At 40.5% G+C, this 19,964-nt stretch carries 17 protein-coding genes; 6 read left to right on the top strand and 11 right to left on the bottom strand.

Annotated elements, in window-relative coordinates; translation table 11 throughout:
- Positions 1–11 precede the first annotated feature (11 nt).
- From UN64_RS12750 to UN64_RS12770, 5 genes are all read right to left on the bottom strand, one after another.
- On the bottom strand, positions 12–299 hold the full coding sequence (locus tag UN64_RS12750; RefSeq protein ID WP_077363240.1) for a metal-sensing transcriptional repressor: 288 nt from the start codon (positions 297–299) through the stop codon (positions 12–14).
- A gap of 77 nt (positions 300–376) precedes the next feature.
- On the bottom strand, positions 377–922 hold the full coding sequence (locus UN64_RS12755) for a TVP38/TMEM64 family protein (RefSeq protein WP_077363242.1): 546 nt from the start codon (positions 920–922) through the stop codon (positions 377–379).
- A 382-nt stretch (positions 923–1,304) separates the two neighbouring features.
- Positions 1,305–3,359 (bottom strand): heavy metal translocating P-type ATPase, encoded by a 2,055-nt coding sequence (locus UN64_RS12760; RefSeq protein WP_077363244.1) that lies wholly within the window; start codon positions 3,357–3,359, stop codon positions 1,305–1,307.
- A 17-nt stretch (positions 3,360–3,376) separates the two neighbouring features.
- Positions 3,377–3,691 (bottom strand): ArsR/SmtB family transcription factor, encoded by a 315-nt coding sequence (locus tag UN64_RS12765; protein WP_077363246.1) that lies wholly within the window; start codon positions 3,689–3,691, stop codon positions 3,377–3,379.
- A gap of 245 nt (positions 3,692–3,936) precedes the next feature.
- The gene (locus UN64_RS12770; protein ID WP_077363248.1) at positions 3,937–5,151 is read right to left on the bottom strand and encodes a DUF418 domain-containing protein; all 1,215 of its coding nucleotides are present in this window, start codon (positions 5,149–5,151) and stop codon (positions 3,937–3,939) included.
- Between the two features lie 145 nt (positions 5,152–5,296).
- On the opposite strand from UN64_RS12770, the gene UN64_RS12775 reads away from it, so the two are divergent.
- The 3 genes from UN64_RS12775 to UN64_RS12785 are packed head-to-tail and all read left to right on the top strand — an operon-like array spanning position 5,297 to position 7,984.
- The gene (locus UN64_RS12775; protein WP_077363789.1) at positions 5,297–6,100 is read left to right on the top strand and encodes a GDSL-type esterase/lipase family protein; all 804 of its coding nucleotides are present in this window, start codon (positions 5,297–5,299) and stop codon (positions 6,098–6,100) included.
- Positions 6,097–7,011 carry an ABC transporter ATP-binding protein gene (locus UN64_RS12780; protein WP_077363250.1) on the top strand — a complete coding sequence of 305 codons (915 nt, stop codon included), beginning with the start codon at positions 6,097–6,099 and terminating at the stop codon, positions 7,009–7,011. Before UN64_RS12775 ends, UN64_RS12780 begins: the two co-directional genes overlap by 4 nt.
- A complete protein-coding gene (locus tag UN64_RS12785; protein WP_077363252.1) occupies positions 7,004–7,984 on the top strand; it encodes an ABC transporter permease in 981 nt (326 codons plus the stop codon). Before UN64_RS12780 ends, UN64_RS12785 begins: the two co-directional genes overlap by 8 nt.
- 348 nt (positions 7,985–8,332) lie before the next feature.
- Here UN64_RS12785 and UN64_RS12790 read toward each other — a convergent pair whose 3' ends face one another.
- A complete protein-coding gene (locus tag UN64_RS12790; RefSeq protein ID WP_171978896.1) occupies positions 8,333–10,339 on the bottom strand; it encodes a methyl-accepting chemotaxis protein in 2,007 nt (668 codons plus the stop codon).
- 313 nt (positions 10,340–10,652) lie between these two features.
- The gene (locus tag UN64_RS12795; protein ID WP_077363256.1) at positions 10,653–11,369 is read right to left on the bottom strand and encodes a TerC family protein; all 717 of its coding nucleotides are present in this window, start codon (positions 11,367–11,369) and stop codon (positions 10,653–10,655) included.
- 515 nt (positions 11,370–11,884) lie between these two features.
- Here UN64_RS12795 and UN64_RS12805 point away from each other — a divergent pair.
- From UN64_RS12805 to UN64_RS12815, 3 genes are all read left to right on the top strand, one after another.
- Positions 11,885–12,697 carry a YihY/virulence factor BrkB family protein gene (locus UN64_RS12805; RefSeq protein WP_171978897.1) on the top strand — a complete coding sequence of 271 codons (813 nt, stop codon included), beginning with the start codon at positions 11,885–11,887 and terminating at the stop codon, positions 12,695–12,697.
- 160 nt (positions 12,698–12,857) lie between these two features.
- The gene (ytvI, locus tag UN64_RS12810) at positions 12,858–13,892 is read left to right on the top strand and encodes a sporulation integral membrane protein YtvI (protein WP_077363262.1); all 1,035 of its coding nucleotides are present in this window, start codon (positions 12,858–12,860) and stop codon (positions 13,890–13,892) included.
- Positions 13,893–14,262: 370 nt separating this feature from the next.
- Positions 14,263–15,306 (top strand): acyltransferase family protein, encoded by a 1,044-nt coding sequence (locus UN64_RS12815; RefSeq protein WP_077363264.1) that lies wholly within the window; start codon positions 14,263–14,265, stop codon positions 15,304–15,306.
- A gap of 59 nt (positions 15,307–15,365) precedes the next feature.
- Here the strand turns inward: UN64_RS12815 and UN64_RS12820 are convergent, their stop codons facing one another.
- The 4 genes from UN64_RS12820 to hutI all read right to left on the bottom strand — a co-directional run bounded on the left by UN64_RS12820 (position 15,366) and on the right by hutI (position 19,868).
- Complete coding sequence (locus UN64_RS12820) at positions 15,366–17,054, bottom strand: S8 family serine peptidase (protein WP_245802015.1); 1,689 nt, start codon at positions 17,052–17,054, stop codon at positions 15,366–15,368.
- Between the two features lie 343 nt (positions 17,055–17,397).
- Positions 17,398–17,655, bottom strand: a complete 258-nt coding sequence (locus tag UN64_RS12825; RefSeq protein ID WP_077363268.1) for a helix-turn-helix domain-containing protein — start codon at positions 17,653–17,655, stop codon at positions 17,398–17,400.
- A gap of 1 nt (position 17,656) precedes the next feature.
- Positions 17,657–18,622: a formimidoylglutamase gene (gene hutG, locus UN64_RS12830; protein ID WP_077363270.1), complete on the bottom strand. Its 966-nt coding sequence runs from the start codon at positions 18,620–18,622 to the stop codon at positions 17,657–17,659.
- A complete protein-coding gene (hutI, locus tag UN64_RS12835; protein WP_077363272.1) occupies positions 18,597–19,868 on the bottom strand; it encodes an imidazolonepropionase in 1,272 nt (423 codons plus the stop codon). Before hutI ends, hutG begins: the two co-directional genes overlap by 26 nt.
- Positions 19,869–19,964 lie beyond the last annotated feature (96 nt).

A 19,964-nucleotide genomic window follows, 5' to 3' on the forward strand; every position in this document is an offset into this window, starting at 1 on the left:
CACCAGCCTTTTTATGATTTGGAAAATTGTTTAATCACTTTCATCAGTTCATCGATTGATGCTTCGCCGTCACCTGACTTAACCGCATCAGCTACACAATGGTGGGTATGGTTCTCCATCAGTTGAAAGCCTACCCTTTTTAATCCTGCTGTAACCGCAGAGATTTGAACAAGAACATCTATACAATAACGGTCTTCCTCAATCATCTTTTGCAGTCCGCGGACCTGGCCTTCGATCTTTTTTAAACGATTGTTTAAGTCTTGTTTGTCACTTTCACATCGATGTGTTAATTTATCCATTTTCATCATCCTTCCCTGCAGGGATGCTTTCTTAATTAGAATATACTATACCCCCCTATAGTATGCAAATAATTTGTTTATGATCTTGTTTTTTTTACAATTACATATATACCTGCGGCTGCTATAATGCCTAAAATAATCTTCCCTTCCGTATTCCATTCTGTAACGTTATACACAGAATAAGCTTCTAACAGCAACGCAGGTACTTTCCCGATGGAACTGGCAGCAACGAATACTAATGCTGATACTGCTCCGATCGCTCCAGCAAATGTCACAAGACCAGAAGGAACAAACGGAAGCAGACGCAACGAAAAGATCAGGATGAAAGCTTCTTTTCCTTTTGCTTCTAAAAGCCTAACCACCCGGGGGTACCCCTCTAGCTTCTGCCTTGATACTTTTTTAAATCCTTTCCTATATAACAAAAATGAAATTGCTGCACCCGCTGCTTCTCCAATAAACGATATGAGGGTACCGTTCCAGAAGCCAAAGAAAAGAATATTAGCAGCAGTTAAAAAGACAGATGGAACAATCCCTAATATTGCGATAATCACATTTAATAAAATAGAAGCGGGTATTGCCCATTCTCTATATTCTTTAAAAAACGTTAATAGCGTTTCAGACATTTATGAAGTCCTCCTAATAAACTCTCCCTTATACACATTAAGCGTACTAAAAAAGCCACGCAAATGCATGGCTTAATTATCTATAGAAAAGCATGTTCTTCAGAATCTTCATTGATGAATAATAGGATCAAACTCTACCACTGTCCGAATGCAGTAATGCTTACAAAAGGATTTACTCTAAAAGGTTGTTGCTTTGTTACCTTTCTTCATTGCTAAGTTGATTGGAGTGTAAGGTGCGAGACTCCTGCGGGATCAGTGGGACAGGTGAGACTCCTAATGGTGCATAGCGCCAAGGAGGCTCACCGCACACCCAGCGGAAAGGGAGCACCTGAAACGGAAATCAACTACTTTCATAAGCATCATTGTACAAAAACAGCCTTTATTATTTTCTGTTGTGAAGCAATACCGTTAAGCTGATCAGTGTAACAAGGATGGTTGCTCCCATATCGGAAAGGATAGCGATCCATAGCGTCAGCCAGCCTGGGATTGTCAGCAGCAGAGCAAACAATTTCAATCCGAGTGAGAGGCCAATGTTCCACTTAATGACCGTGTTCACTTTGCGAGATACCTCTACCGCATCAGGCAGTTTGCCTAAGTGATCCTGCATGAGCACGATATCAGCTGTTTCAATAGCGCTGTCCGTTCCTTTACCCATAGCGATTCCAAGATCCGCTGTGGCAAGTGCCGGCGCATCATTGATTCCATCTCCGATCATGGCTACTTTATAATTTTCTTTTAATTCTCTAACCTTTCTAACCTTTTCTTCTGGCAGAAGTCCGCCATAGAAAGCAGATACCCCTGTCTTCTTTGCCACTTTTTCTGCAACTAAAGGATGATCTCCTGTTAACATAACTGTTTCTTTTATACCGTTATTATGAAGGTCACGAATGATATTTGCACTTTCTTTACGGATTTCATCAGCGATTGCGAATATGCCTAATATCTCTCTATCTTTGGCAACAAGCACTATGGTATTGCCCTCTTGTTTATATTGTTCAATCACTTTTGCAGCTTCTTCATCTGCATCCGTTTCACCAATTATCTTTTCATTGCCTAATCGGTAAGTAGTACCCTCAATGATTGCAGAAATCCCTTGTCCTGAAACCGTTTTGATCTCATCAACCTCGACTTCTTCTGTACCAATTTCTTCACAGCGCTTAATAACTGCTTTTGCTAAAGGATGAGACGAAGACTTTTCAATGGCATATGCGACTTTATAGAAGTCAGGATGAAATAATGCGTCTGCCACAACATGCGGCTCACCTAACGTTAACGTCCCCGTCTTATCAAAAGCGATGACTTCAATCTTGGAAAGCTGCTCTAAATATGCCCCGCCTTTGATCAGAATACCGTTTCGGGCATTTACTGTAATCCCTGATAGGATAGCGATAGGCGATGACAAAATCAGAGCACATGGACATCCGACGATCAATACAGCTAATCCTTGATAAAACCATTCACCCCATGCACCATTAAATAAAAGAGGCGGAACAAGCATCACAAGTGCCGAAATAATCATGATTGCAGGTGTATAGTAATTCGCAAACCGGTTAATAAACAACTCAGTAGGTGTTTTGGATTCTTGTGCTTCTTGGACTAGAGCAAGAATTTTAGAAAGAGCAGATTGCTTATAGGTTTTCGTTATCTTAACATGAAGAACTCCTTCATTATTAATGCTTCCGCCAAAAACTGGTTCTCCGTTTTCTTTTTCAACAGGCAGAGATTCTCCAGTAATCGCTGCTTCGTTTACAGAGCTTTTACCATGAACAACGAGTCCATCGGAAGGAATCTTTTGACCTGTTTTTACAAGGACAATGTCGTCCACGTTCAATTCTTCTATTGAAATGATTTCAGTCTTTCCATCTTTTAATAAGACAGCTTCCTTAGGAGCGACTTTCAGAAGAGTTTCCATAGACTTGCGAGCTTTCTCCATACCATACGATTCAAGCAGTTCATTGATACCAAACAGAATCGCTACAAGAGCAGCTTCTCTCCACTCTCCAATAGAGACAGCCCCTATTAACGCGACCGTCATCAAAGTATTAATATCGAATTTTAATTTTGCTAAGTTGCGCAGACCTTTCATGAACGTTGGATACCCAGACAGAATCGTCGCAATTCCGTAAAAGACTATTGGCAAAGCCGGTTGTTCCGTATACCATTCAGCCGTTAATGCAGCTATAAATGCTGCAGCTGAAACATACAGAAAAATCATAAGCCAGTTCGGACCTTTTGGATTCCCATCTGCTTCAAATCGAACTTTTTCTGATGAAAGTATCGAACGGACAGCATCCATATCGACTTCTTCGTCTAAAATAATTTTACTTGAATTGAATTGGACTTGAGTCTCTTCTCCGCCTGGAAGCTGTTGAATTTGCTCCTGCAGTTTCAATGCACAGTGGCCGCAGGATAATCCGGTAATCTTATGTTCCTTCATCGCTGTTCCTCCTCTCTCTAGTCATGTCTTGCGTGATGAATCGATTGATTCAAGAGAGTCATCACATGCTCATCATCTATTGAATAATACAGGGTTGTTCCTGCACGTCTAAATTTTACAAGTCTTAAGTTTTTTAAAAAGCGCAGCTGATGCGATACTGTTGACTGCATGAGTGACAGTTCGTCTGCTATTTCTGAGACATTACATTCCTTTTCTCCTAATAAGTGAAGAATCCGAATCCTGGTCGGATCTGAGAGTGCTTTAAAGGTTTGCGATACAATAAATAGTGTTTCCTCATCTAGTTGTTCATATTTTTCGTTGTCTTCTTTCATGAACAGGCACCCCCAGATATTGATCTTTTCAGTATATGAATATATGCTCATATATGTTACCAATAGTGTACCGTACTATAATTAAACATGCAAAATATATTAAAAAGCTGTTGTCTACATTCTTAGTTGCTACTGGAAGTAATTGATTTGCGCTCCAATCAACTCTATAAGAGGTTTCTTCAAGAATTATTTATTTTTTATTTTTTGTAAAAATAAAAAATTGGGCTGCCAAAAGTAAGTTTACCTTACTTTTGGGACAGCCCATCTGTTCTTTTTAATTTTTGCCTCTTACCATAGGTTAACGTGCGCCAAATCCACTCTAGAGGTCCCATTTTATAGTTTCTTAACCACCATGTTGAAAATAGAACCTGTAAACCGAAGATGATAACCGCAATTATTACACCAGTTAACGGACCGTATTCTCCATAAAGACCGAGTCCATAACTGTAAAAAATAAAGGTAGAGATGACCGATTGAGTAAGGTAATTGGTGAAAGCCATCCTTCCAGTAAACTGAAACATGTTAAACAATCGTTTAAACTTGCCGCTTCTATAAAGCAGCACAATCGAACATACATAAAAAATGCTCATCATTGCTCCGCCAAATTCATAGCCCCAGGACATAGCTGTATCATAACGCCAGTCTTCTCCTTTATAAGGAAAGAAAAGAACGGCGAATATTTTACTCCCAGGACCCAAAACGAGAGTCAGTCCCCATAGCTTCCATAACGCATTATTTTCAAAACGCCTCTTCTTGGCGGCATAAGCACCAAACAAAAACATAGGCAAAATACCGAATAAAAAGAACAGGAAATATTGATTAAGTTCTGTCCATTCGCGAATTCTCTCTAGCATAATTTCTGAATAGGTTCCCTCGCTATAGATCTGAATGGATTTCTGAATCTCATTTTCATGCTGGGCGTTTAATGATTCCTGATAACTTAAAGCCGCCCCGCTCGTCCAGTAATCATACGTTAAAACCGACATGAACAAACTGTACGCGGTAATCATAACCAATCCCGTGACCAACAATGCTTTTCTTGGCAACCTATAGAATATAAGCATGATCACTCCAACTACGGCATACGTAACAAGAATATCACCGTACCAAAAAAACAGAACATGAACTGCACCGAACAATAGCAGTACGAACTGTCTTCTTAAAAAGACAGGCAAAAAACTCCGGTTATTTTCTTTTGCTCTTTCTGACATCAGGATCATCCCAAAACCAAACAAAAACGAAAACATTGTAATAAAATTTCCTTGAACAAAGAATTCTAGCAGCACGTTTGTCCAAATGTTATAAGACTGATTAAAGTATTCATAACTCAATGCTCGAATTGGTGAGTCCGGCCCTGAAAATGACTTCATATTGACGAGCAGAATACCGAAAATTGCAATTCCCCTCAAGATATCCAGCGATTCAATTCTTTGTGATTCTCCAACTGGCGACCACTTCATGATTCAATCATCTCAATAAAAATTTTCATGATTCCACTCCCTTTGGTTTATTTTACCTCAAATAGGCAAAAAAGTTAGAATACGAAGTAATTTTTGCTATTCTAGAAAGAACAGATTATGAGAATTGGGAAGGATGAAACCTGTTTTGAAAAAATACACCTTAACGATTGTTTCAGCAGTTTCCATTGCGGCAAGTCTTTTGTGGCTGTTTGGTCTTGGCTGGACACTGCAAGATCAATTTACAGCCAACGAAAAATTCGAACAGCCTAAAGAAAAAACAGAGTCTGCCACTTCAAAGAAAGAAGATGGCAAGCTTACCATTTTCGCGCTCGGGGATTCATTGACACGCGGAACAGGAGACGCTGATGGCAAGGGTTACACAGGATATTTATCTGATCTATTAAAGGAAAAATCAGAACAAGATATTAATCTCTTTAATACGGCCATAAAAGGAGAGACATCTCGTGGTCTTCTAAACCAGATTCAGCAAGGCGAGATTCAAAGACAAGCGAAGCAAGCTGATGTAGTCGTGATGACGATCGGCGGGAACGACTTGTTTCAGCAAGGCGCTGTACTTGAATCCTTGGATATGAACGCCATCAACGGCAAGAAGCAAATTTACTTAAGAAATGTAAATAACATTTATAAACAGCTTAGAGAATTAAATGGGGATGCTGTCATCTATCATGTTGGACTTTATAACCCTTTTAGCAATCTTCCAGATGCCAAAACAACATCTTCTGTTGTGAGAGACTGGAATTTCGAAACCGCTGAAACAGCTGCTGAGTACGAGAATATTGTTTATGTACCAACGTTTGATCTTTTTCAGCTGCAAGTTGAAAACTATTTATACTCCGATCAGTTCCACCCCAATAAAGAAGGTTATAAGTTAATCGCAGAACGTGTAGCTTCACTAATCACCTTTGAACAAAAAGGAGATGAATCATGAGTAATATTCCCGCTTTAGAAGTTGAAAACCTGACGAAAAAAATCAAGCGGAAGCTAATCATAAAAGGTGTCTCTTTTACCCTTTATCCTGGTGAAGTGTTCGGCTTCCTAGGACCGAACGGCGCCGGCAAAACGACTACGATTCGTATGATCGTCGGATTGATTTCTCCTACTTCAGGCACGATAAAAATTGGCGGCAAAAATGTCCGTACTGAGTTTACAGAAGCGATGCGCCATCTTGGCTGTATTGTTGAAAATCCAGAACTCTATCCATATTTAACAGGATGGGAAAACTTAGAGCATTTTGCAAATATGGATTCTTCCATTCCAAAAAGCAGACTTCAGGAAGTTGTTGCATTAGTTGGTTTATCAAACCGGATTCATGATCGCGTCAGCACGTATTCACTTGGAATGAGGCAGCGTTTAGGAATAGCACAGGCTCTTTTAGGAAAACCGAAAGTGCTCATATTGGACGAGCCTACGAATGGGCTTGATCCGGCTGGAATACGTGAAATGCGTGAGTTCATCCGAACGCTTGCGAGGGAAGAAAACTTAAGTGTGCTAGTCTCTTCCCACTTGCTGAGCGAAATTCAGCTCATGTGTGACCGAGTCGCAATCATTTCAAAAGGTGCCGTTATTCGGACGGACTCTGTGCAAAACCTCTTAGCTGAACAAGAAAGAGTCATCTGGAAAGCAGAGCCTCTTTCTCTTGCAAAAGAGATTTTAGAAAGAGAAACAGAGGTACAGGAAGGTTTGGACGGTACGCTGATCACACTTTATGACGAACCTCTTCTGCCAGAATGGAATGAAAAACTTGTACAGGCTGGTGTGAAAGTAAAAGAAATGAGGACACAGCTTCCTTCTCTTGAAGATCTGTTCTTAGAAGTGACAGGGGGCGAAAGTATTGATTAATCTTGTACGCAATGAAATGCTAAAGCTTTTGCGCAAAAAAAGGCTGTATGTCATCGCCCTCATTATTGCTTTTCTTGTACCGCTATTTACATATGCACAGTTCAAGGAGATTCAGGACCAACGTGAAAAGATGGGAACCCAGGACTGGCGCACAGTGCTTCAGCAGGAGATTACAGATACACAAAACAGACTCAGCTCTAGCCGTATTCAAGATGAATGGCGGAAATATTTAAAAATTAGATTGTCTCAGCAGCAATATTATCTCGAGAATGATATCGATCCGCGTGCACCAGGTGCACCAACTTTTATGCGCATTTTCGTAGAGAACTCGATCGATCTGCTGCTGCCGCTTCTAGTCATGGTCATCGTTGCTGATCTCGTTTCCTCAGAGGCCAGCGGAGGCACCATTAAGCTGCTATTAACAAGACCTGTAAAACGATGGCGGATTCTTCTCAGTAAATACTTAGCCATGTTGCTCTCGGTATCTTTTATCGTATTGTCAGTTGCAGTGCTATCATATGGGATATCAGGATTGGTGTTCGGATACGGAGGCTGGAATATGCCGCTCTTAACAGGGTTTGCGGTTTCAGGTGATGAATTGCTGACAGACAATGTACACATTGTACCTCAGTGGCAATATATACTGATGGAGTTTGGCCTAGTCTGGTATGTATGCGTCATAGTAGGTACATTAACTTTCATGCTTTCGGTACTACTGCGAAGCACCGCAGCGGTAATGGGCATCATGCTAGCTTCCCTCATTGCAGGAGCTATATTAGTCAATATGGTTTCATCGTGGGAAAGTGCTAAGTACTTTTTCATGGTGAACCTGAATCTCACAAACTATGTAAGCGGAATGGCTACTCCGATAGAAGGCATGTCACTAGGATTCTCAATGGCTGTCCTTGCTGTCTGGGGGCTCGCCGGTTTCATAATTGCTTTTGTTACGTTTTCAAAACGGGATATCTATTAATAGATGAAAAAAGGAAACGGGATTATAGCTCCGTTTCCTTTTTATTTAGTATTTTTCTAAAAGGTGGTTTGAAGACTCTTCACTGACAAGTTGATTGGAGTGAAAGGTGCGTGCCTACCACATGAGAAGCTTCTCGCTAGGCATGCGACGAGGAAGCTTACATCGTTAGTAATTACTTGTAGACGCAGGAGCAAGGATACTTCTATGAAGTGGTACAGGTGAGACTCCTAATTACCCAAAGGGTAAAGGAGGCTCACCGCCCGCCCCACGGAAAGCGAGCAACCTGTAACAGAAATCAACCACTTTCAAGACCATCAAAAATTGCTAGATTCCTCTTATAGCTCTAAACTAAATTTTAAAATGCTTGATCATTTCTGTTAATGCTGTGGAAGCATCATTTAATTCTTCTGCCGACTGTGACACGGTTGCTAGTGCGCGGACTTGCTCTTCTGATGAAGCACTTACTTCTTCACTAGCTGCAGCGGATTGTTCAGCAACAGCAGCTATACTTTGGATAGAAGCTACTACTTCATCTTTATAATTATTGATAACTTCAACTTCACTAGTAATCTGCTGAATCGAATTAACCATCTGGTTCATCGTATCTGCGATCTCATCAAATGCGCGCTCTGTATCGGTTACAGTGCTATTCTGATCTTCTGCGATCCGCTTTGTTTGTTTCATTTCCTTCACGGCACGAACAGACTCTGCACCGATGCCAGTAATTGTTTTTCTTACTTTATCAGCTGCAACAGATGATTGTTCAGCAAGCTTACGAACTTCATCGGCAACCACTGCAAAACCTCTTCCGCTCTCACCTGCTCTTGCAGCTTCAATACTTGCATTTAGCGCAAGAAGGTTCGTTTGCTCCGAGATCTCCGTAATGGATTGAATGACCTGCTCAATCTCTTCTACTTTAACAGCTAAGCCAGAGATTACTTCTTCAATATTTTGCAGAACCTCATTGCTCTCACCCGTTTTCTCACGGAGGATATGCATTTGTGATAGACCATTCTTGTTTGCTTTTTCTGCTAGAATGGAAAGGCTAGCCATCATTTCAGCCTGTTCGTTAACCTTTTCGATCTGTGAAGAAAGATCGAGTGTCCTGCGGTTCGTTTCATCTGCATCCTCTGCCTGAGTTGTTGCACCTGAAGCAATTTCAGCAACAGCTCTTGAAACTTCTTCACTCGCTGCAATTGTTTCTTCTGATATTGCACTTAGATTTGAAGTTGATTCATTTACCGTAACAACGGACTGGCTCACAGATGTAATCAGTCCTCTCATGTTCTCAACCATGGCATTAAAATGGTGAGTGAGCGTTCCAACTTCATCTTTGGATTTTGCTTCTACTGATACAGTCAGATCCCCTTCGGCTACAAGCTGAACTTGTTTTTGCAGATTGCGAATAGGATTCGATATGCTTTTAGCCAGAAAATAAGTTACTACAAGGGCAATTACCACTGCTATAGAAGCAAAGATTAATATCATGTTAAAAAGCTGCTGAGCATCTTTTAACAGTTCATTTGTCTCATACACAAACCCCAGCTTCCACCCTGTATCTGAAATCGTCGTATAATAAAGCTCACGGTCTGCACCTTTGTATTCGTATGAAATATTTCCTTTTTCGTTCTTATACATCGCTTTCACAAACGATTCTTTACTCAGATCTTTTCCTTGCTGGTTAGGGTGAACAAGTGCCATTCCTTTTGGATCGAGCAGGACTGGATAACCGTTATAGCTTACTTTTGTTTGGTTGATCATGCCTGAAAGCCCTGCAAGGCTCAAGTCTAATCCAACTACTCCCAGAACTTGGTTTGTCTCAGGATCTATAACTGGTTTCGCTACCGTAACTACATATTCACCTGAACTTGCATCTTCATATGGCTCAGTCCACATGATCTTCTCAGGTGATTGGACAGCAGCCTGATACCAGGGACGTCCAGTAGGATCAAATCCTTCAGGAAGTTCGAGTACTGGTGAAGTTTTAAATTGCTTCGTTTCAGCTCCCACATATAGAACTGCTACATTTTTGTTCAACTCTAAAAAGTGTTTAAAATCCTGATCGACAATTGGCCAGAATTCATTAAATCCTTTTGCTTCATCCTTTTTCAGAATCTTTAAGTAGTCTATAAGTCTGCTGTCTTGACTATAACGATCTACGGTATTTCCATATGAATCTAAATACAGCTCTGTTGAAGATTTTACGTCGTTCGCTAAACCGGCAGCTTGCTCTTGAACATTCTCTGCGATCTGCTGCTTCGTTTGAAAATAAGAAAATAATGATGCTGATATTAAAGCAATTGCTACAAGAACACTGACTGAAAGCATAATTTTTGTTTGTATCTTTTTAAACAACTGTTTAACCCCCATTCCATATCTCTGCTAAATATCGACAAATATTTACAGAACTTTATTGAAATAGGTCAAACCAGTACTTTAGAATTATTTTTAATTAAAAAGTTTTTCAGTTTAGTTCTTCTTGCCTATTAAGGTGTACGTGAATTCTTTTTTCACGGTAATGTTGCTTTTATGAACGGTAATCTTATTTTATAAACGGTAATTAGGAATTTATAAACGGTAAAGTTACTTTTATAGAAATTTCGACACCTAATCTATGTGGAACATAAAAAAGACCTGTACAGGAATATTCCCATACAAGTCATTGGAATTATGCTTCGTTATTAGAAGGCTCTGGCGCTTTTTCATTAGACGCTGCTGCTTTTTCTTCCGCTAATTTTTTCTTCTTCCAAGTTCCCAGTCCTAAAACAAGCACAATCAACAAAATCTCAAAGCCATACTTGATAAATCCATTCTCAAAATAAGGCTTCATAAATTTTTCGCCGACAATCATTTTAGAAGCTGTCCATGCAAGTACACCTGCACCAATTGTAATGATGTAAGGGTAACGATCGATTAATTTTAAGAATAGAGTACTTCCCCAAACTACGATCGGTACAGAGATTAATAATCCGATGACAACAAGCAAGAAGTCACCATGTGCTGCACCGGCTACAGCGAGCACGTTATCAAGACCCATAACAGCGTCAGCGATGATAATCGTCTTGATTGCTGCAAATACACTGTTTTGTGCTTCAATATCATGATCTTTTTCTTCGATCATAAGTTTATAAGCAATATATAAAAGGATAAGTCCGCCGCCCAGCAGCAAACCTGGAATTTTCAATAGCCACACAACAGCAAGTGTTGCTGCTGCACGAATCACGATGGCACCTACTGTACCCCAAATGATTACTTTTTTCTGATTTTCTTTCGGTAAATTTCTAGCTGCTAAACCTATAACAATTGCATTATCTCCTGCTAAAACTAAGTCAATAATGACGATTGCAAGCAAGGCTGACCAAAAATCTGGTGCAAATAATTCCATTCAAAAAATCCTCCCTGTTAAACATCTGTATAATAGTATACCCCATGATTTTGTAAAAAGATAATAAATATACTTTGTCTATCACACTAAAAAAAGGCTGTTCTAACACCTCTATTGCCTTTACAGGCTTATCCATTTTTTCATATATATAATGAAAGGGGGTGTTTTTTCATGTGCTGTTCTGGATGTTCTGTTACGTGCAAAAAATGTATTTTATTTTGTGGCGTCCCTTTATTTTGCCGGGATGTAAATCCTTGCTGCTGTCCAATTTGCCCAACGCCGTCTACACCTTCAACCTCTCCTTTTATTCTTTGCTGCCAATCCAATTGCTGTGCCAGACCAACAAGAAGGTCCTCATCCTGCTGTAGTTCTTAGGATAATTAATATAGAAATTCAATTACGACTTTAATTCATACGTGCATTTGAACGTTTTGTTTCAAAATAAGCGTTCTTTTTTTTTGATTACGGGAATAATGCAGGATAGAATAATACGCCGTAATCATGGAGGCATGCATATGCGCTGGATTTTGAAACAGTGGGTACGCCGTTTTTTTGAAGATAAAGTTTTCGATCTTTCGGCTCAGCTCGCATATTATTTCTTAGTTTCATTATTTCCTTTTATTTTTCTTATTTTTACTGTGATGGGTTTTTTGCCGATATCATCTGCATATGTACTCTCTCTTTTTCAGTCTATTGCACCAGAAGAAGCATATACCTTACTAGAGTATAATTTAATTGCCGTATTAGACGAACACCGCGGAGATGTATTTTCGATTTCATTAATTATAATGATTTGGCTTGCAACCATTGGTACACATGCCATTATTAGAGTGTTTAATCTTGCTTACCAAGTGGAAGAAAGCAGACCTTTCTTTAAAGAATTAATTCTTGGGATGTTTTTAACATTCGGTTTAGTGGTTGCCGTTATTACTGCGTTATTGCTTCCTGTTTTTGGACGAACGATCGGAATCTACATATTTGAGCAAACAGGATACTCTCATCCGGTATGGCACATTTGGGAAACAGCAAGGTATGTGATTGGTTTTTCCGTCCTTCTCTTTATCTTTTCAGCACTGTATAGGTTCGCGCCAAATTTAAAACTATCCTTTCGAAATGTTTGGCCAGGGGCAGTATTCTCCACAGCCGGATGGCATTTATTTTCGTATCTTTTTTCTTCTTATGTATCCGTCTTTGATTATGGACAAATTTATGGAAATATGGGAGCACTGTTGACTCTTATGATCTGGTTCTATCTTTCTGCATTGATTTTAATAGCAGGTGGACAGTTGAATGCGATCTTGGCTCTAAGGACAGCATACAGAAAATAAAAAGATTTTGAAAAACTTTTCTTTCTGCAATTGACTTTTTCACTTTATCGTAACATCATTGTTTATATATAAAGAATTTTCATCTCTTTTTCCGGTCATAATGGGTACTAGCCCTATTCATGAGTAAACCGGATAATTTTACGGAGATTGGAGCCGGAAAATGACTGTAAAAAACGTTGTTTTGTTATTATTTTTGCTCGCTGGAATCGTCATATTTGTCTTTTACAGCATACCTCTCCTTCTCGCATTATTAACCGCCATAATGCTTGAACCGGTAGTAAAATTGTTCATCAAATTATTTAAAGGCAGACGATTGCTGTCCGTTACTATTTCGTTCGTGCTATTTTTAGCTGGCATTGGAATTCTATCATACTGGCTGACTACAACACTTGTTATTCAAGTAATTGAGTTCATTACTGTTCTTCCATCCTACTCTGTCCACCTGTTTGAAGTGGCTGAAGATACGTTTTATGAAATGGAAAACTTTTATGCAACTCTTCCGCCAGAAGTGGTTAGAACACTAGAAGAAGGTTTAGTAGGACTGAAGGAATATGGTGTTGAAACCGCTAAGGGATTAACGACAGGAATCTTAGGCCTTATAACTGCGATACCAGGTATGCTGATTTATTTTATTATCTATGTTGTTGCGGTATTTTTATTTTCATTGGATCTGCCTCGCTTGTATGCAGAATTTCTTAACCTATTTACAACTTCTGCCCGCGAAAAGGTTGAACTTGTATTCAGTCAGCTTTCAAGAGCGACTGTAGGGTTTTTCAGAGCACAGATCATCTTAAGTTTCATTACATATATCCTTGCATTAGTAGGACTTATGATATTAGATGTAGAATACGCGGTAATTATCGCTCTATTAATTGTCATTGTTGATATCCTCCCTATTTTGGGAACAGGTTCCTTCCTTGTACCTTGGGCGGCTTACTCGTTCTTTATCAACAATAATGACCACCTCGCTTTTGGTCTATTAATCATGTTCGGTGTGATTACAATAGTAAGAAGAATCATTGAGCCTAAAATACTTGGATCAAGTCTTGGTATTTCGGCATTGGCCGCTCTCGTATCCTTATACATAGGTTTCCAGCTTCTTGGCATGATAGGATTGATTGTGGGGCCAGCTGTTGTAATTATCTACGAAGCCCTTAGAAGTGCTGGATTTATTAAAATAAAAATAGACTTTTAATCGAAAAACTGTAACTCAAACATTGTTGCCCTTGAAAGTAGTTGATTTCCGCTCCAGGATGCTCGCTTTCCGTGGGGTGTGCGGTGAGCCTCCTAGCGCTCTGCGCTTTTAGTCTCACCTGTCCCACTCATCCCACAGGAGTCTCACACCTTGCGCTCCAAACAACATACCATGGAGAATAATAAACTAAAAGAAACAATCTTTTATAGAAGAACTAAATGAGAAAACGCATTTCCTGCATATAGGAAATGCGTTTTTTAAATTTAGAGGTTAGAAAACTATGAAAGGTTGGGAATTATAGAAGATAGGAAGTAAAACGCGAAATTCATACGAACACTTTATATGGTGAATTTTTATTGGAGGAATCTTGATGAGTACTGCAGCAAAAGAACGCGATTATTATTTTGACAACGCAAAGTTTATTCTCATTTTTCTGGTCGTGTTCGGACACTTTATTTCGCCGATAAAAGGTCAAAACGAATGGCTTTACACGATCTATAACTTTATTTACACGTTTCACATGCCAGCTTTTATTCTTATAGCCGGTTTTTTCACTAAAGGTGTCTGGCGTGACGGCTATCTTCCAAAGATCTTTAAAAAGGTTCTAATTCCTTATCTATTATTTCAGTTGGTGTACAGTTTATTTTATTATGATCTCTACGGAAAAAGTGAAATGAAACTAGACTTCTTTTCACCACATTGGACGTTATGGTTTTTACTGAGTCTTGTATTCTGGAACATTCTATTGAAGTTATTTGTGAAGATCAAGTACCCGCTTGTTTTGGCTATCGGAATTGGGGTAGCTGTCGGTTATATTCACGATATTGGAACATTCTTAAGTCTGCTGAGAACATTCGTCTTTTTCCCAGTGTTCTTGCTTGGTCATTTGTTAGAAAAAAGGGACTTTAAAAAAATATTGAAGCCTTCTGCAAAGGCAGCAGCCGCAGCATTCCTGATAGTGTTATTCATTACCTATCACTTTATTTTTCCGAACGGAACGAAGGAATGGCTGCTCGCTTCATCATCATATTCTGAAATTCTCGGATATAACGACTGGTATGGAGGACTTATCAGGCTTGCGATGTATGGTATTATGTTTGCTGCCACGTTCAGCTTCTTAGCACTTCTTCCTCGTCGAAAGATGTTTTTTACAGAGTTTGGTGAACGGACGCTGTATATTTATCTTCTTCACGGCTTTGTATTAAAGTATTTGTTTACGACAGATTTATTTGCATCAATTGAAGAAAACGGCGCCTACTTTATGCTTCTGTTTCTAACTCTTATCGTTACACTATTTTTAGCCAGCAAACCAGTTATTGCTCTGGCACAGCCGTTCATTGAACTCCGATGGTCTAAACTGAAACGAATGCTGCTGAAACCAAAACCTTCAAGGCCGCAAGAAAGCGAAAGTTAATAACCACAGAAAAACACCGCTGTACACATTCGTGTCAACAGCGGTGTTTCTTTATTTTATTAGTTCAAGGACGACGCACCTGCACTTACGTCTAAATCATACGCTCCGCTTCCTCGGCTTGAAGAAACTTTCACTTGATAGACACCAGTTTGTGCCGGCTTAAAGAATGCATGATCTTGTCTTTCGTTTTGCGATGAACTTACAACCGTTTTTCCGCTAGGATCGATTAGTGAAACAGAGTAATTATGTGATGCCGGGAAAATAAACCAGCCCGGGCTATAGTTTTCTGTAACCACTGTCATTGAAATCGGATACGCAGTAGATGTTACATTCAGTGAAAATGTCTGTGATCCGCCGGAATTTAAAGTACCGCGTTTATAAAAATGATCCGGCACTGCGGGTCCAGAGCCCGTCAGTCCACCAGCTGTTTTAACTGCAGCATGTCCGTCTAAACGGCCAGATCCATATTCATTGTCCTTGCCTGCTTTTCCGAAATCAATCGCTGTTGAATAAAGCGCATTCTTAATTTCGGGTTCAGTGATCGACGGGTTCGCATCATGCATAAGTGCAATTGTTCCCGCTGTAAATGGGGTAGCCATACTCGTACCGCTGTATGTTACATATTGATTTCCTGAATTAGCTTTTGCTGCTGTGATGTTATAGCCTGGTGCAAAAATATCTGGTTTCACTCTGCCGTCAGCTGTTGGTCCGCGAGATGAGAAGTACGTGATATTAAATCCGCCTTCGTAAAGATCAGCACCCGCGCCAACTGTGATTGCTTTATCAGCAGCTCCCGGGGATCCGATCGTTGAAGCGGACGGCCCAGAGTTCCCCGCTGCCACGGCAACAGCAAGTCCGGCTGCTGATGCATTATTAACTGCAACAGAAGTAGCATCTTGTCCGTTTGAGCTTCCAGATGTTCCAAGACTCAATGAAAGAACTTCGATCCCGTACGTATCTTTATTTTGCACGGCCCAGTCGATCCCCGCTGTAACCGTACTCATACTTCCTGAGCCCTGACTGTCCAATACTTTTACACCAACTAAAGCAGCACCTGGTGCAACACCTTTATGCGCAGGATTTGAATCTCCCTCACCCGCAACAATACTGGCACAATGCGTTCCATGCCCTTGGTCATCATAAGGAGTAGTACGGTTGTTCACAAGGTCTTTCCACCCGATCACTTTTCCGCCATCCAGATCAACGTGTGCAGCATCAATCCCTGTATCAATAACCGCTACCACACTATCGGCTTTTGAATAGGAGCGTTCATTCCCATCTTGATCACCAGTCACTCCATAATCAGCCCGTGCTTTTGCCGTACCAAACCAGCTGTTTGCTGTCTCCAAGTTCATGTGGATTGGTGCATCATATTCTACTGATTTTATAAAAGGAAGATGCTCCAGCAGCATAATCTGCTTCTTTGTCATCGTTGCCGCCATTCCATTGATGACTTTGTACTCGAAGGACTTTTTGAACACGCCAACTTTTGAAGCGAGTTTCTCAAAGGCTTGTCCGCCGGCGAATTCCTCGTTGAATTGAATAATTACTGGAACTTTCTCTTCATTTGAAAGCTGCTGAAGTTTACTTTCCAGATTATCGAAAAGTTTGTTTTTATTTAAGTTTACAAGTGCCTCCGTCATCTTCTGGTCCGTTACCTGCTTCGGACTTTCCGCCATTACCGAAAACGGTGTCAGCATGATCGATGTTGCTAAAAGTGTTGTTGCTACAAATTTCTTTTTATTCACCCTAAATAACCTCCTGCTTAATATGTAGTCTGAAAATTGTGTCATTTCTTGGTGATTACTTCCATATTAAACAGAATTCGGATGAATGAGGATAAGGTAAATGATTTATTTTCCTAGCCCTACTATTGAGCTAGTTTTAGTGGAGATTTATACAGAAAAAACCTTATTAGTAGGTTAGAATGAATTAAAAAGGTATAAATCCTACTATAAAGGTACTAGTACTTCGTATCTTTTAGAAGGAAACATCTTGTTAGTAGAATTTAACTAGATTTTATCGCAGTGTTTGGGCATCGACTGAAAAAAGAAAAAGCCTGTCGCACCGGACAGGCTTTCTTCTATCATATCATCCATGTTTATAGTATTCTTGTTTTGCTTCTGCAAGTACACGCAACGGAAGTTTATCCGCTAGCTTAAACGCCTCTTTTTCGTTTAGCTCTAGAGCAGTCACTAGTTTCTCGATCTTCTCTTCAGATGGGATCATTCTTCCTTTTTCGATATCTGCCATATACTGAGGCGTGATGCTCAATCTTCTTGCAAGTTCAGACTTGCTTAATCCCTTATGCTTCCTGGAGTTTTCAATGAATCTTCCAAACTCGCTCATTTTATTTTCCTCCTTCTCGTTTCGAGTAAAAAAGCGAAAATTGCATGATGATATAAGCGGCTAGCCGGCTTGTCATATTTCGAAAATCGAGCGTCGGATCGATTTCAACGATATCCATACCTCTCACAGAATGGTTTTCGGCAAGCCATTGAATTCCTTCAATTAATGAATCACTGTCTAATCCGCCCGGTCCAATCGCCGGGCAGCCTGGTGCATAAGCTTGATCCAGTACATCCATGTCCAAAGAAATGTATATGTTATCTGTTGTCTGTTTTAACTGTTCAACTGAATTTTTCAGCAAAGTGAGGAGTCCTGCCCGTTTGATGTCTCCCATCGTATAGACGGTTACACCATGATCTTTTGCATAATCATGATAGAGCTTTCCGTTTGAAAAATCCCGAATTCCCAGCTGCACGAGCTGATCGCCGCTTATCACGCCATTTTCAATAAGCTGGCGGAATGGTGTTCCGTTTGATGGACCCCCATCCTCAGTGTTTCTTAAGTCAAAATGCGCATCAAACTGGATGATTCCTACCCGACCCCTTGTTTCCTGAAAGGCTTTAATTGCACCTGCAGAAACAGAATGGTCGCCTCCCAATGTGATAATCAAAGCTTCATTGTGCTGACTTTGAATTTCTTTTAACGTAGAATAGATGCGGTTTTGCGATTGGATCAAATCCGTTACATGCATCTCAATGTCACCAAAATCCGTGATAACCCCATCCCACATGTCTGTTTCATGCTCAATGCTATAGGTCGAAAAAGAGTGCATCATCTGTCTAATCGTCTGCGGTGCCATAAACGCCCCAGAGTGGGAAATAGATGTTTTCGAAAGAGGTGCGCCAGCAATCGCTACCCCTTTCACACTCTCCCCTGCCCATGGCTTTAGAAGCTGCCCTGCCTTCTTTATTCCTCGGTCAGTAAATGGAGCTTCACCTGTCTTACGAAGAAACGGTATAGTTTGCATGTGAATCCGCCTTTCCAGCCACCAATACCCCGTTTTTCCAGACTTTATTTACGTGGTTTACACCATAGTGATAAGGAACATATTTGTAGTTAGGCACATCCCAAAGCACGAGATCCGCATTTCGACCTTCCATTAAACTCCCGGCAACACCTCCGCGACCGATCGCATAGGCTGCGTTTACCGTTACCGCGTTCCAGATCTCTTCAGGTGTCATCTTCAGCTTTAGTGCTGCTAAGTTCATAATGAACTGAATATTCTCTGTCGGCGAACTGCCTGGATTGAAGTCAGTTGAAAGAGCTACTGCTGCTCCGCTTGAAATCATTTCACGCGCAGGTGCAAAGTGATCTTTCCCTAAATAAAATGTTGTTCCAGGCAACAGAACAGCAATCGTATCTGATTCACCTAGCATACGGACGCCTTCATCGCTTGCTCCCACAAGGTGATCCGCTGAAACAGCACCGATCTCACACGCCATTTCTGTTCCGCCGAGCGGATCGATTTCGTCAGCGTGTATCTTCACACCAAACCCAGCTGTTTTTGCTTTTTGTAAAAATGTTCGGGACTGCTCAACCGTGAAGACACCTGTCTCACAGAAGATATCTACAAATTCAGCCAGACCTTCTTTCGAGATCACACTCAGCATAGACAGCATTTCCTCTAAAAAAGCATCCGGTCTTCCTTTATAGTTTTCCGGAATAGCATGCGCTCCTAAAAAAGTAGAAACGAGATCCATCGGATGTGATTCATTCAGCTTTTTGGCTACACGAAGCTGTTTCAATTCTGTTTCTTTATCAAGCCCGTAGCCGCTTTTTGCTTCCATTGTCGTCACGCCGTAAGTTAAACATCTGTTTAAATGAAACATCGCTTTTTCAAAAAGTGCATCTTCAGTCGTTTCTCTTGTCGCTCTTACCGTGGAAAGAATTCCTCCGCCTTGCGCAAGAATTTCCAAGTAAGGTACACCTTGCTGTTTCAGCGCCAGCTCATGCTCACGCGATCCCCCAAACACTAAATGTGTATGAGGATCAACCAAACCAGGTGATAATAATTTCCCTTTTGCATCAATCGTTTCGCTGGCATTTAGATCAGCCGCTTCTTCACGCGTGCCAACAAAAGCAATCTTGCCATCCTTTATTCCGACAGCTCCATTATCGATAACTTTGAGCTCATTCATTTCCGTTCCGCGAAGTGCCCGGCCCTCTCCTGCTGGAACGACAATTTGTGAAGCAAAAATTAATGTATCAAGCATTCGTCACACTCCTTTTTAGTTATAAACCTCATTCACGGTAAGTGTTCTTATAATTATTACACGTTCGCTCAGACTCATTGAGGTTTCGCTAAGAAA

It is taken from the genome of Fictibacillus arsenicus (assembly GCF_001999465.1).
In the GTDB taxonomy this organism is placed as follows: domain Bacteria; phylum Bacillota; class Bacilli; order Bacillales; family Fictibacillaceae; genus Fictibacillus; species Fictibacillus arsenicus.

Excerpts from the sequence above, each read along its gene's own strand:
- UN64_RS12795 (WP_077363256.1), bottom strand. The coding sequence starts at position 11,369 with ATGGAATTATTTGCACCAGATTTTTGGTCAGCCTTGCTTGCAATCGTC.
- ytvI (WP_077363262.1), top strand. The coding sequence starts at position 12,858 with ATGACTGTAAAAAACGTTGTTTTGTTATTATTTTTGCTCGCTGGAATC.
- UN64_RS12805 (WP_171978897.1), top strand. The coding sequence starts at position 11,885 with ATGCGCTGGATTTTGAAACAGTGGGTACGCCGTTTTTTTGAAGATAAA.
- UN64_RS12780 (WP_077363250.1), top strand. The coding sequence starts at position 6,097 with ATGAGTAATATTCCCGCTTTAGAAGTTGAAAACCTGACGAAAAAAATC.
- UN64_RS12825 (WP_077363268.1), bottom strand. The coding sequence starts at position 17,655 with ATGAGCGAGTTTGGAAGATTCATTGAAAACTCCAGGAAGCATAAGGGA.
- UN64_RS12755 (WP_077363242.1), bottom strand. The coding sequence starts at position 922 with ATGTCTGAAACGCTATTAACGTTTTTTAAAGAATATAGAGAATGGGCA.
- hutG (WP_077363270.1), bottom strand. The coding sequence starts at position 18,622 with ATGCAAACTATACCGTTTCTTCGTAAGACAGGTGAAGCTCCATTTACT.
- UN64_RS12750 (WP_077363240.1), bottom strand. The coding sequence starts at position 299 with ATGGATAAATTAACACATCGATGTGAAAGTGACAAACAAGACTTAAAC.
- UN64_RS12765 (WP_077363246.1), bottom strand. The coding sequence starts at position 3,691 with ATGAAAGAAGACAACGAAAAATATGAACAACTAGATGAGGAAACACTA.
- UN64_RS12760 (WP_077363244.1), bottom strand. The coding sequence starts at position 3,359 with ATGAAGGAACATAAGATTACCGGATTATCCTGCGGCCACTGTGCATTG.
- UN64_RS12815 (WP_077363264.1), top strand. The coding sequence starts at position 14,263 with ATGAGTACTGCAGCAAAAGAACGCGATTATTATTTTGACAACGCAAAG.
- UN64_RS12770 (WP_077363248.1), bottom strand. The coding sequence starts at position 5,151 with ATGAAGTGGTCGCCAGTTGGAGAATCACAAAGAATTGAATCGCTGGAT.
- hutI (WP_077363272.1), bottom strand. The coding sequence starts at position 19,868 with ATGCTTGATACATTAATTTTTGCTTCACAAATTGTCGTTCCAGCAGGA.